This is a genomic window from Myxococcales bacterium (assembly GCA_016717005.1).
In the GTDB taxonomy this organism is placed as follows: domain Bacteria; phylum Myxococcota_A; class Polyangia; order Haliangiales; family Haliangiaceae; genus UBA2376.
On sequence record JADJUF010000046.1, the window covers coordinates 1 to 12,449 of the forward strand.

Below are 12,449 nucleotides of genomic sequence, written 5' to 3' on the forward strand. Positions count from 1 at the left end.
GACCACCAGGTTGTTGCGTAGGTGCTCGAGAAACGCGATTCGTTCCGCGGCCGGCAGTGCCTTGAGTGGGTCGCGTGCATGATGATCGTGAAAACTCGAGAGGTGAATAAACGCACATCCGAACTAGCAAAGGCTGCGGGTCCAGCCGCGCAGTGCGTTGGCGCGTTCGACCATTGCGCGATCGATCACCAGCTGGCGCTTTTGCCGTTGACGACGAGCCTCCACCGTTCGCCGTCGAGTGTTGCGCGGATCGACAGCGACGAGTCGCCCTATCTTTCGTGGTCAAGAGGAAGATAATCCGTACTTACCGAGTCCAGCTCTTGGCGCAAGAGCCCAACTATCACCGAGTCGGCACGCCCCGCCAAACAGGGTGCATGAGAGCGAATCGGTGTTCAACCGACCGCGCGCTCGGACTATTCGGCAAATTCGACAGCTCTTGATCTCTGGGATCGGTGACCACCAGTTAGAAGGCCACTGAACCCGTCAGCGTCAAGCTGCATTTCGACCGCAGAGCGCCCGCGACTCCCTGTCGCCGCTGTCGCCGCTGTCGACACCGTCGATCGACGGCGATTGCGCCGGCCTCACTCGTCGACCTGTCGGTGTTCGTGGCGCCGCCGCTCGGCACCCGGGCGCTCGCTGATGCCGGGCGTACGGCGCTGGCGTGTTGACCCGGCCAGCCCGCCCGACGCGCGCTAGAATGCCCCCATGGTCGACCCGAGCAAGCTGCTCACCGAGGCCCTCGACCTCCGGTACGCGACCGCCCCGCATCGCGAGCGCGCTCCTGCGCAGCGTGGATCCCGGAGGAGGACGAGGACGCCGCCGAGACGTGGGTGACCGAGTCGATCGCCGCTCCGCGTCGCTCGCCGACGGCACGGCCCAGACCGTCGATGCCGCCACGGCGCGGCGCAGGTGCGTGAGACCTTGCGAGCGCGCCGAACTTCCCCGGCTCGAGGTCCGGTACCGCGGAGGCGCGCGCCCGACTGAGGCTCCAAGAATCCGCCGGATCTCGCCCGCGCGAACAGCGAGTCCCCAGGTCAGCCTCAACGCCGCCCTGCCGCTTCCCGCTCACCGCTCGGTGATCGACGGGAACGCTGGGCCGGGGTGGGCGAAGTAGTAGCCCTGGACGAGGTCGAAGCCGACGTCGGTGAGCAGCTTGACCTCGTCGGCGGTCTCGGCGCCCTGGCGACGGTCGTGATGCCGGCGCGCCGACACGCGGCGACGAGCGACGCGAGGCCGGGGCGGCGGAGCGCCGCGGTCCGGACCAGCGCCAGGTCGATCTTGGCGATGTCGGGCTGGAGCTGCGCGAGGCACGCGCGGCCAGAGCGAGCCCCTCGGACAGCCCGTCGACCGCGATCCGGTAGCCGGCCGCGCGCAGCCCGCACGGCGGCCTGGAAGTCGGGGCCGAGCGCCAGCGACTCCCGCTCGGGCACCTCGAGCACGACCCGCGCCGCGTGCGCGCGTATCGGCTCGGTGGTCGCGCACAGCGCCGCGGCGCGCAGCCCGCTGGGCGTGGACGTTGACGAAGATGACCTCACGTCGATCCCGGGGTGCAGCGCGAGCGCGTGGGCGATCGCGGTCCGGACGCTGACCCCCGAGCGCGCCGACCCCGTCCAGCGCCTCGGCGGCGGTCAGCACCTTCGGTGGCGGGTCGACAGCAGCGGGTCGTCGGACCGCAGCAGCGCCTCCGAACCCGAACGTCGAGTGGTCGTGGCTGCGCACGATCGGCTGGAACGCGACGCCGAGGCTGGCCATCGCGGCGTCGAAGTGTCGGCGGGTCTCCTCGAGGTCAGCCGCCAGGTCGGGGGTGCCGAGCGCGGCGGTGCAGTGCCAGGCGCGGCCCGCGCCGCGATCCGGAGCGGTCGCGTCGACGCAGGCGACCGCCCATCCCTGACCGGCGCGGGCGCCGTTGCGATCGTCGGCGCGGGCGCGGCGCGCGCCTCGAAGTTCGGCAGCAGCTGCCCGAGCGCCGTGGTCCGCAGGCGGCGCGGCGGCGCGGTGGCGCTGGCCGCGACCGCCGCGACCCGCGCGAGGACCAGCTCGGGCTCGACCGGCAGGCTGCAGCACTCGATGACGCCGTCGGCGACCAGCTGGCGCGCGGCCGCGTCGACGGCGCCGCCGGTGAGGACGATGATCCGCCGCGCCAGGTCCGGACGGTCGCGCTGCAGGTTCGCGACGAACCCGGCGCCGGAACCATCGGGCAACGTCAGATCGCACAGGATCGCGACCGGCTCGGGCCCCGCCGCGAGCGCGGCGCGCGCGTCCGCGACGTTTCCACCAGCTCGACCTCGTAGCCGCCGAGCCGGACCAGGGTGCGGCGGAGCGCGACGCCGATCAGCTGTCCGTCCTCGATCAGCAGCACCGGCCCGCCTGGCGAGGGCACCGACCCGGGGGCGGCGGTGGCGCGACCGGGCGCGGCGGCGCCAGCACCGCGCCGGCCTGGGCCTGGCTCAGCGGGCGCGCGCGGCGCGGAGCAGGCTCGCGGACGAGTACGGCTTCCACAGCAGCGTCAGGTGATCGACGTCGGCGGTGGGCGCCGCGCGCCCGTCGAGGTAGCCCGAGGTCAGGAGCACCGCCGCGCCAGGATCCGGCGCTGCGCGTGGCTCACGACCGCGTAGCCGCCCGACCGAGGCATGACGACGTCGGTGAAGACCAGGTCGACCTCGCGGCCCGGCTCGTCGAGCCAGCGGATCGCGTCGCCGCCGTCCGCCGCCTGGCTCACGCGATAGCCCGCAGACTTCAGGATGCGCACCGCGGCCCGGCGCAGGGCGGCGTCGTCCTCGACGACCAGCACGTGCTCGTGCTGAGCGCGGACCCGATCGACGATCGACGCCGCGACGTCCTCGATCGGCAGGTCGCACACCGGCAGCTCGATCACGAAGGTCGTGCCGCGGCCCGGCTCGGTGTCGATGCGGATCGTCCCGCCGGCGTCGTGGACGATCGCCGCGCACGTCGTGAGCCCGAGGCCGGTGCTCTGCCCGACCCCCTTGGTCGTGTAGAACGGCTCGAAGATCCGGGCCGCGACCTCGGCGTCCATGCCGGTGCCGGTGTCGCCGACCAGGATCCGGACGAACCGGCCGGCGTCGAAGTTGCCCGAGGGCTCGGCCGGGTGCGCGATCGTGATCCTCAGCTCGCCGCCGCGCGGCATCGCGTCGCGGGCGTTGACGGCGAGGTTCATCACCACCTGGTCGACCTGGACCGGATCCAGGAACACGACCGCCGCGCGCGGGCTCAGCGTCACCACCAGCTCGATGTTCTCGCCGACCGTGCGCTTGAGCATCTTGGTCAGCGCCGCGAGCGAGGTGTTGACGTCGAGCGCGCGCTTCACCTGTGGCTGCTGGCGCGAGAACACCAGCAGCTGCCGGATCAGCTCGACGCCCTTGTTCGCGGCCCGGAGCACCTCGTCGAGATCCCGCCGGGCGTCGCCCTCGGCCAGCTCGGCGTGGACGAAGCCGGCGAACGACAGGATCACCGCGAGCAGGTTGTTGAAGTCGTGGGCGATGCCGCCGGTGAGCTGTCCGACCGCGTCCATCTTGTCGACCTGGAGCAGCTTGCGCTCGAGCTCCTTGGCGTCCGAGATGTCGAGGGCGAAGCCGAGGATCAGCGTCGAGCCGTCGGGGTTGGGCCGGGTCGTGATGCCCGACTGCAGGTGCAGCACCACGCCGTCGGGCCGCACCCACCGGTACTGCTCGAGCCACTGCGCCGAGCCGGCCGCGCTCGCGTCGACGCTGCGCAGGCCCGGGAGGTCCTCGGGGTGGACGCGCGCGGTCCAGCCAGCGGCGTCGGCGAGCTCGTCCGCCGAGACCCCGAGGACCCGCTCGGCGTTGGCGCTCACCCACCGGATCGCGAACGCGCCGGCGTCGATGGTGGCCTGCCACAGCACCAGCGGGAGGGCCGAGCTGAGCAGGCGCAGCCGCTCGGCCTGCTCGGCCGACTCCCACTGCGCGCGCTTGGCCGCGGTCACGTCGACGTGGGTGACGACGACCCGGGCCGGGCCGTCGCCGGCGCAGCGTCGGACCCGACACGCGAACCACCGGAGCTCGCCGGCGGCGGCGGCGTGGTACTCGACCTCGGCGACGGCCGCCGCCCCCGCGAGCGCCTGCTCGATGGCCGCGGCGAGCGGCGGTCCGCCCGGGGTCGCCGCGCAGGCCGCCAGGTAGTCCGCGCCCTCGCCGCCCCGGGCCAGCGACGCCCCGGACGCGGCGTGGTCGCGCCAGGCCTGGCTGACGGCGACGAGCGCGCCGTCCTCGTCGAGGATCGCCACCGGATCGGTCAGGCTGTCGAGGAGCAGCTGGCACAGGTGGCGGCCGCGGTCATCGGCCGCCACGACCGCGGGCGACGCGCCCGCGCGCCCAGCAGCCGCAGCCGCGCGCCCAGCTCGAGCGGATCGACCGGCGCGGCCAGGAGGTCGACGGCGCCGCGATCGAGCGCCGCGGTCCGCAGCGCCTGGTCCGTCCGCGCCGCGATCACCATGACCGGTCGTCCGGACGCCACCAGCAGGCCGAGGACCTCGAGGCCGTCGGTGCCGGCGGCGCGCAGGTCCAGGATCACCACATCGACGTCGGCGGCCAGCGCCAGCGCGTGGGCCCGGCCGGCCGCAACCACCGGGACATGGCCTGCGCCCATGATCAGGTCGCCGAGCCCCGCCCCGTCGGCTCGGTCATCGACGATCAGAACTTTCAAGCCAGACGCCATTGGTAGACCACATCCCCCGCTTCCATCAATGTTAGCATACCGTGAGACGTACGGCCGGTGCACCTGGTCGTCTGGAAGATCATGGGCCACCGATCGATGTCCGAGGAGCACGCGCGGATCTTGGCGGTGGGCGACGATCCGGTCGCCGCCGCGCCGGTGCTCGCGGCCCTCGCGGGCCACGCCGTCGTCACGGCCGAGGACGCCGCCGCGGCCGGCGCGCGGATCGAGGACGGCGGGATCGAGCTGGTGGTGCTGACCGGCCCCGCCGCCAGCGGCGCGCCGTGCCGCGAGCTCAAGCGCCAGCACGGCGACGGGTTCTTGCCGGTGCTGATCGTGACCGCGGCCGACGCCGACGCCCGCGACCGCGCGTTCGCGCTCGGCGCGGACGATGTCGTCACGGCGCCGCCCGACGTGCGCGAGCTGCGCCGCCGGGTCGAGGCGCTGGTGCGTCGGCAGCGGCAGGAGGCCCAGCTCCGGGCCCAGCTCGGCGAGGCCCGGCAGCTGCGCCAGGTGCAGGACGAGCTCGCGCGCCGCCTCGTCCACGATCTGCGCGGACCGGTGGCGGGGCTCGATGGGTTCTTGCGGTTGCTCCAGCGCGACCCTGAGGACGCCGAGGCCTTCGCGATGATCGACCAGGCGTTACGGGCGACCCACGACCTGGGGAACCAGGTCGAGGACCTGGTCAGGATCCGCCAGCTCGAGGACGGCGCGCTCACGCCGACCCGGGGACCGGTCGCCCTGCGCGCGCTGGTCGACGACGCGCTCGCGGCGCTGGCGAACGAGGCCGCACACCGGCACGTGACCCTGGCCGTGGTCGGGGACGACCTCGAGCTCAGCGCCGACCCGCTGCTGCTCGGCCGCGCGCTCGAGCGCGCGATCGCGCGGACCGTCCGCGCCGCGCCGCGCCGCAGCGAGGTGACCGTGACCATCGGGCGCGACGCGGCGGCGGCGGTGATCCAGATCGCCGATCGCGGCGACGCCATCGCCGCTGATCAGCTCGCGGCGCTGGTCGAGCCCCACGCCGGCGGTGGCCGGTTCGGGCTGTACCTGCCCGCGCTGGTGGTCCGGCTGCACGGCGGCGCGATCGCCGCCGCTGCGCGCCGACGGCGGCACGACCATCACGCTGACCCTGCCCGTGAGCGTCTGACATGGACCGACCACGCACCCTGCTGATCGTGGACGACGAGGCGTCGATCACCCGGGCCCTGGCCCGCGTGCTCGCGGCACCCGGGCGCCGGGTCCTGACCGCGCAGGCACCTGGCGAGGCGCTCGCGATCGTGGAGCGCGAGCCGATCGACGTGGTGATCAGCGACAAGGACATGCCGGAGATGACCGGGCTGGCCCTGCTGGCGGCGATCCGCGCCCGCCAGCCCCTCGCGATCCGGATGATGCTCACCGGCCGCGCGACCCTCGACTCGGCGCTGGCCGCGATCAACGACCAGGGCGTGTTCCGGTACCTGACCAAGCCCTGGGACGAGGTCGAGCCCGCGCGGCCGTGACCGCGGCGCTGGAGCGACTCGACGCCCACCGCGCGGAGCTGGAGGCGCGCGCGATCGCGGCGCGCCGCGACGCGGCGATGGCCGACCTGGCCGCGATCGATCCGCGCCTGCTCGAGGTCGCGCCCGATCGGCACCCGCTGACGCGGTCGCCGCTCAGCGTCGGGATCGAGGCGGCGGTCGATCGGATCCGGGTCGACGGCCCCGCGGCGCGCGACGCCGACGCCGAGCTCGCGCCCCTGCTCGCCGCGTGCGATCCGAGCGCGCTGGCCGACGCCCTGGTGCGCATCCCGGTCCACGCCCCGACCCTGGGGCTGTTGCTGGCGCCGACCGAGCACGGCATCCGCGCGTCGCTCGAGGTCGGCGCGTACGTGCGCCCGCTCTGCACGTTGCCGGCGACGCTGGGCCGCGCGGTCAGCGGCCGCCTGGCGGTGCTGGCCCGGGTCGACCTGGGCCGGGACGGCGAGCAGTACGGCCTGGTCCACCTCAGCGCCGACGACGTCGACGCGGACGTGATGCTCGCGTACGACCTGAGCGCGCGCACGGCGCCCGGCTCGAGCTCCGGCGCCTGGCCAGCGGTCCCGACGACGGCCCGGCGGAGCGGCGCGACGATCTGGGCGGGCGCTACCGCCTCCTCGACGAGCTCGGCGACGGCGCCACGGCGATCGTCTACCGCGCGCTGCACCTCGCGCTCGATCGCGAGGTCGCGCTCAAGCTGCTGCGGCCGACCGAGGCCCGCGATCCGCGCGCCGTGGCGCGGTTCCTGCGCGAGGCCCGGGTCGCGTCGCGGTTCCGCCACGCCAACGTCATCGAGATCCTCGACTACGGCCAGCTGCCCGACGGACGCCCGTTCCTGGCGATGGAGCTGTCGCCGTGGCCGACCCTCGACCGGCGGCTCGCCGACGGACCGCTGCCGATCGACGACGCGGTCGAGATCACGCGCCAGCTCGCCGCGGGCCTGGGCGCCGCCCACGCGGCCGGCGTCGTGCACCGCGATCTGAAGCCCTCGAACGTGTTCGTGAGCGACGCCCTGCAGGTCAAGATCGGCGACTTCGGCGCCGCCAAGCTGGTGGGCAGCCCCGGGCTGACCCAGGAGGGCTGGACGGTCGGCACGCCGCTGTACATGGCGCCGGAGCAGATCGTCGACGGTCCCAGCGACCACCGGCTCGATCTGTACGCGCTGGGCTGTATCCTGTTCGAGATGCTCACCGGCCACCCGCCGTACCAGGCCCCCACGGTCCGCGAGCTCCTGACCCGCCACCTCTCGGCGCCGCTGCCGGCGCTGACCGACGACGCGCCGCCGGCGCTGGCCGCGGTCGTGCGCAAGGCGCTGGCCAAGGCGCCCGACGATCGCCACCAGAGCGCCGCCGAGCTCGCCGCCGGCCTCGCCGCGGCGCTGCGCACGCGCGGCGGCGGTGGCTGGCGCCGGTGGCTCCCCCGCAAGCCGACCAACGGCGAGTGATCACAGCCATGCCAAAGACCAGAGGCGCCAACCATCGCAAGAACCTCGGCCGGGTCCTCGTCGCCGATGACGATCCGGTGCTGTGCGCGCTGTGCCAGGCCACGTTGTGGGCCGAGGGGTGGGAGGTCCTGGTCGCCGCCGACGGCGACGAGGCCGCCGAGATCTTCGACCGGTCCCACGAGACGCTCGACTGCGTCGTGTCGGACGTCAACATGCCCGGCTTCAGCGGGCTCGAGCTGCTCGACCGCATCCGCGCGCGCGACGAGGACATCCCGGTCGTGCTCGTCACCGGCGACCCCTCGCTGTACACCGCGATGGTGGCGCTCAACCACGGCGCGGTCTCGTACCTGACCAAGCCGTTCGATCCCGACGCGCTGGCCGAGGCGGTGGCCCGGGCCGCCCGGCGCCACGGGATGGCCCGCATGCAGCGCAAGGCGGTGGCCCTGCTCGGCGAGCTCGGCAGCCCGGCGGGCGTCGAGGACCGCGCCGATCTGGAGGCGCGCTTCGGCAACGCGATCACCCGCCTGTGGATGGCGTTCCAGCCGATCGTCGAGGTGGGCGGCGGCCGCGTCGTCGCCTACGAGGCCCTGCTGCGCACCGAGGAGGCGTCGCTGCGCCGCCCCGATGTGTTCCTCGGCGTCGCCGAGCGCCTCGGCCGGATCCAGGAGGTCGGCCGCCTGGTGCGGGCGTCGGTCGCGCGCGCGGCCGCCGACGCGCCGGCGGGCGCCGAGCTGTTCGTCAACCTGCACGGCCTCGAGCTCAACGACGAGGAGCTCTACTCGCCGTCGTCGCCGCTGACGCAGATCGCCGACCGGGTCATCCTCGAGATCACCGAGCGGGTCGCGCTCGATCGCGTCGCCGACGTCACGACCCGCGTGGCGATGCTCCGTCGCCTCGGCTTCCGGATCGCCGTCGACGACCTCGGCGCCGGCTACGCCGGGCTGGCCTCGCTCGCGGCGCTCGAGCCCGACGTCGTCAAGCTCGACATCTCGCTGGTCCGCGGCATCGACGCGCACCCCACCAAGCGCAGGGTCGTCGGCGCGATGGCGACGATGTGCCGCGAGCTCGGCAGCCGCGTCGTCGCCGAGGGCGTCGAGACCGAGGCCGAGCGCGCCACGATCGCCGACCTCGGCGTCCCGCTCCTCCAGGGCTACCTGTTCGCGCGCCCGGGGCCGGGGTTCCCGGCCATCGCCGTGCGCGGGCCGGGCTGACCGCGCGGGCGGCCTCGGTGGCGCACGTGCCCGCGTCGCGCCGCGGCCGCCGCGCGTCAGTCGTCGCGGTCGGGCGCACCGCAGCGACCGGCCGCGGGCCCCGACGGCGCCTCCAGGCGCGCGCGCCACACGACGTTGTCGGAGCGGACGCCGGCCGGGCCGCGCAGCTCACGCGCGGCCGCGGGCAGCGGCCCGCGCCAGACCTCGGCGCCATCGATCGTGACCGCGAGCGTGTCGCCGTCGATGGCCGCGGCCAGGACCCCGGCGGCGCCCGGCGTCAGCGCCGGCGCGGGCACGCGGGCGACCTCGTCGTAGCCGCGCACGCCGCACGCGCGGTGGACGTGCTGGCCGGGGTTGCGCTTGACCGAGACCACCAGCTCGGCGGTCGGCGCCACCCGCCACATCACGTAGATCAGGTTGCAGCCGTCCTCGGCGCGCAGCTTGAGCCCGAGCTGCTGGCGGATCGAGCCCGAGGCCAGGGCCGCGGTGCGCGCGGTCGGGCCGCGGTAGGTGAACGCGAGCGTGGCGCGATCGCCGACGGTCGCGGGCGCGACCGCGCGGAAGGTCGGGTCGGCGATCTCCGCGGCGCCGTCGATCAGCTCGGCCTGGCCGCGGGTGACGCACCACGCGCCCGGTCCGGCCGCGGGCGCCCGCGCGCCCTGCCCCGCCGGCTCGGCGTTGCCGCGACCGCACGCGGCGATGAGCCCGAGCAGCGCCAGGGCTCTCATGGCGCCGCCGACCCGAGGATCGATCGCAGCGCGGCGACGTGCGCGACCAGGTACGCGTGCTCGGCGCGGACCCGGACCAGATCGAACCAGACGGTCTGGGCGACGCGCCGGCCGGCGTCGCCGCCGACGCCGCGGACCTGCTGGTACTGGCGCTCGAGCTCGTCGACCAGCGCGGCGCTGTCGGTCGCGCGGGCGGCCTCGGCCGTCAGCTCGGCCGCGAGGCGGGCGCGGTTGCCGGCGCCGCCGGGGGCGCGCTCGGTCAGGCGTCGACGCCCGGCCGCGGCGTCGCGGTTAGCGACCAGCTGCCAGACCACGCCGACGTTGACCGACGCCGACACCACCGCGAAGTACGGGCTGTCGTCGGCGCGCCCGGCCAGCGAGTCGTAGCCGGCGCGGACGGTCAGATCGAAGGCGCGCGCGACCCGCAGCGCGGCCTCGCGGCGCTCGACGTCGGCGTCGGCGCGCTGGTAGCGGGCCAGCGCGCCGGGCAGCGGCCCGGCGTCGGCGCTCGGCAGGCGCGCGCGCTCGGCGGCGGTCGCGTCGGCGAGGGCCCGCAGGTCCGCGACCCGCAGCCGCAACGCGGTCAGCTCCGGGCTCGTGGCCCGGCGCGCGGCGACGTCCTCGACCGCGCGCGCGACCAGCGCGTCGGTCTCAGCGAGCGCGGCCGTCAACACCTCGGCCCGGGCCGCGAGCGCCTGAGCGCGGGCGGCGTCGCCCAACGCCTGCCCGGCGGCGTGGCGGCGACAGTCGGCGTCGGCGCGCGCCCGCGTGAGCAGCCCCTCGACCGCGCCGCTGACCCGGTAGGCCACGCCGACGGTCGTGCGGGTGGCGTTGGCGGTCGGATCGGGCGCGGCGGTGGTCGCCGGCGCCTCGACGTAGCCGTACGAGCCGAACACCGACGGCGCCAGCCCCAGCGCCGCGTCCGCCGCGGCGACCGCGCGCGCGTGCTGGCAATACCCGTCGTCGTCGGCGCGGGCCGCGTCGGCCGCGAGCCCCAGCGCCAGCGCGCCCGCCAGCGCGATCCGGACGATCACAGCCACAGCGGCTTCCCGCCGACGAACAGCACGTCCTCGCGCGCGCCCGCGCGGTCGAGCTGGACCTCGATGAGCTGGCCGCGCAGGGTCTTGTCGCGGTGCGGGTGCCTGCCGGTGACCTCGCCCGGGACGATCGCCAGCACCTTCCCGGCGCGGCTGCACACGATCATCCCGAGCCTGCACCGGTACAGGCCCGCGCCGACGGAGACGTTGTGGAGGTTGTCGTAGGGCACGAACGCGACCTCGGCGTGATCGGCCAGCGCGCGCAGGTACGGCGTACCGCGCAGGTCGGCGAGCACCGCGTCCTGGCGCTCGAGGCTGGCCTTGACCACCTCGCGCTCCTCGATCGCGCGGGCGGTGTCGAGCCGCGAGCGGTCGTACTCGGCCTTGATGCGCAGCACCTCGTACGACAGGATCTCGTCGCCGCCCCGCTCCGACACGATCGCCGCCAGCGCGCCGGCCTCGGCCTCGAGCGCCGCGGCCCGGGTCTCGAACTCGGCCTGGCGCTCGGCCAGGGTCAAGCTCGAGCTGGTGATCTGCGCCACCTGGAATCGGCCCGACAGCATGTCGGCGCGATCGATCAGCCCGGCCGAGTACTCCTGGGCCATGCGCCGCTGCGACGCCGAGGCGTAGGCCTGGTTCGAGCGCTGGATGCGCGCGCGGGCGCCGGCGTAGTCGCGCGCCAGCGCCCGAACCCGGCCGAGCGCCGCGGTGCGCCCCTCGAGGTCGGCGCGGATCGCCCGCGCGAACTCGAGCTGGTAGGTCTGCTCGACCGCGATCGACCGGTCGGCGTGGCGGAGCTGCGCGGCGAGCTGGTCGCGGCTGGTCTCGTGCTCGCTGACCTGGGCCTGCAGCGCCAGCACCCGCTCGTCGGTCGCCGAGACCACGGTCGGGCGCACCCAGCTGTCGCTGACCACGTAGAACGCGCTGGTCGCGAGGTAGCCGACCAGCACGATGACGATCACCGTCAGCACGATGAAGCCGAGCAGGCGATACGCCGACACCAGCCACTTCGCCGACGTCTTCGACAGCTCGGCCGGGCGACCGAGGCCCAGCTTCTCGAAGACGTGCCAGCGATCGGGCGCGGCGACCGGCGGCGCGTACGCGTGCGCGACCGGAGCCGGAGCCGGAGCCGGAGCCGGAGCCGCGACCGGAGCCGGAGCCGCGACCGGAGCCGGAGCCGCGACCGGCGCCGGCACCGGCGCCGGCACCGGAGCCGCTACCGGAGCTGGGCGCGCCAGCGCGTTCGCGCCGTGCACGGTCGGCGCGAGCGCCTGGGACGCGACCGGCGCCGGCACTCGTGGCCGCGGCGGCGGCGGCGTGGGCTCGCGCCGTGGCGTCGGCGCGCGGGCCGCGAGCGCCGCCGGCTGCGCGCGATCCCAGCCGGCCGCCAGGGTCGACGAGGTGAGCGCGCGCGAGCGCAGCGCCGCGGCCGCGCCGTCGCGCGGCGGCACGAACGGGATGACGTTGGTCGGAGAGCGATCGTCGCCCGCGGGCATCACGACGGTGTCGTGGGCCCCATCCCAGTCGGGCTCGGACGCCGTCGGCGCGGCGACGCGCGGAGGCTGGCGAGGCGCGGCGACGCGCGGACGGGCGGGCGACGGAGCGGTGCGCAACTTGGGTTCGGGCATAGGGTGCCGCGCGCAGCGGCGACGCGACGAATTGCAAGAAGGTCGCCACGCGCCGCGCGGCGATCGCGCGCGCTAACCACGCGTGCGCACCAGCGCAACGTTCGTGCGATGTGCGGACGTGTGTGGGCATCGGCCCCGCTGCTGGGAAGCCGCGACCCCGATCGCCCGCGCGCCGATCGCGCGGACCACGCGACA

12 protein-coding genes are annotated in these 12,449 nt (G+C 75.2%); 4 read left to right on the forward strand and 8 right to left on the reverse strand.

Annotated elements, in window-relative coordinates:
- Window positions 1–1,065 precede the first annotated feature (1,065 nt).
- From IPL61_38560 to IPL61_38580, 5 genes are all read right to left on the reverse strand, one after another.
- Window positions 1,066–1,212 (reverse strand): hypothetical protein, encoded by a 147-nt coding sequence (locus tag IPL61_38560; GenBank protein ID MBK9037086.1) that lies wholly within the window; start codon window positions 1,210–1,212, stop codon window positions 1,066–1,068.
- Between the two features lie 416 nt (window positions 1,213–1,628).
- The gene (locus tag IPL61_38565; GenBank protein MBK9037087.1) at window positions 1,629–2,201 is read right to left on the reverse strand and encodes a hypothetical protein; all 573 of its coding nucleotides are present in this window, start codon (window positions 2,199–2,201) and stop codon (window positions 1,629–1,631) included.
- Window positions 2,202–2,203: 2 nt separating this feature from the next.
- The gene (locus IPL61_38570) at window positions 2,204–2,359 is read right to left on the reverse strand and encodes a hypothetical protein (GenBank protein ID MBK9037088.1); all 156 of its coding nucleotides are present in this window, start codon (window positions 2,357–2,359) and stop codon (window positions 2,204–2,206) included.
- Window positions 2,360–2,560: 201 nt separating this feature from the next.
- Window positions 2,561–4,324, reverse strand: coding sequence for a PAS domain-containing protein (locus IPL61_38575; protein ID MBK9037089.1), 1,764 nt, complete (start codon window positions 4,322–4,324; stop codon window positions 2,561–2,563).
- On the reverse strand, window positions 4,270–4,692 hold the full coding sequence (locus tag IPL61_38580) for a response regulator (GenBank protein MBK9037090.1): 423 nt from the start codon (window positions 4,690–4,692) through the stop codon (window positions 4,270–4,272). Before IPL61_38580 ends, IPL61_38575 begins: the two co-directional genes overlap by 55 nt.
- Before the next feature lie 57 nt (window positions 4,693–4,749).
- Here IPL61_38580 and IPL61_38585 point away from each other — a divergent pair, with 57 nt between their 5' ends.
- The 4 genes from IPL61_38585 (at window position 4,750) to IPL61_38600 (ending at window position 8,861) form a co-directional block, all read left to right on the forward strand.
- A complete protein-coding gene (locus tag IPL61_38585; protein MBK9037091.1) occupies window positions 4,750–5,865 on the forward strand; it encodes a hypothetical protein in 1,116 nt (371 codons plus the stop codon).
- Window positions 5,841–6,191 (forward strand): response regulator, encoded by a 351-nt coding sequence (locus tag IPL61_38590; protein MBK9037092.1) that lies wholly within the window; start codon window positions 5,841–5,843, stop codon window positions 6,189–6,191. Before IPL61_38585 ends, IPL61_38590 begins: the two co-directional genes overlap by 25 nt.
- Window positions 6,192–6,438: 247 nt before the next feature.
- Window positions 6,439–7,650, forward strand: coding sequence for a serine/threonine protein kinase (locus IPL61_38595; GenBank protein MBK9037093.1), 1,212 nt, complete (start codon window positions 6,439–6,441; stop codon window positions 7,648–7,650).
- A gap of 8 nt (window positions 7,651–7,658) precedes the next feature.
- Window positions 7,659–8,861, forward strand: a complete 1,203-nt coding sequence (locus IPL61_38600) for an EAL domain-containing protein (protein MBK9037094.1) — start codon at window positions 7,659–7,661, stop codon at window positions 8,859–8,861.
- Window positions 8,862–8,917: 56 nt separating this feature from the next.
- Here the strand turns inward: IPL61_38600 and IPL61_38605 are convergent, their stop codons facing one another.
- Genes IPL61_38605 through IPL61_38615 form a run of 3 tightly spaced genes read right to left on the reverse strand, consistent with a single transcriptional unit; the run spans window position 8,918 to window position 12,122 of the window.
- On the reverse strand, window positions 8,918–9,589 hold the full coding sequence (locus IPL61_38605; protein ID MBK9037095.1) for a hypothetical protein: 672 nt from the start codon (window positions 9,587–9,589) through the stop codon (window positions 8,918–8,920).
- Window positions 9,586–10,629, reverse strand: a complete 1,044-nt coding sequence (locus IPL61_38610) for a hypothetical protein (GenBank protein MBK9037096.1) — start codon at window positions 10,627–10,629, stop codon at window positions 9,586–9,588. The genes IPL61_38605 and IPL61_38610 overlap by 4 nt, the downstream gene beginning before the upstream one ends.
- Complete coding sequence (locus IPL61_38615) at window positions 10,620–12,122, reverse strand: hypothetical protein (protein ID MBK9037097.1); 1,503 nt, start codon at window positions 12,120–12,122, stop codon at window positions 10,620–10,622. The genes IPL61_38610 and IPL61_38615 overlap by 10 nt, the downstream gene beginning before the upstream one ends.
- Window positions 12,123–12,449: the final 327 nt, after the last annotated feature.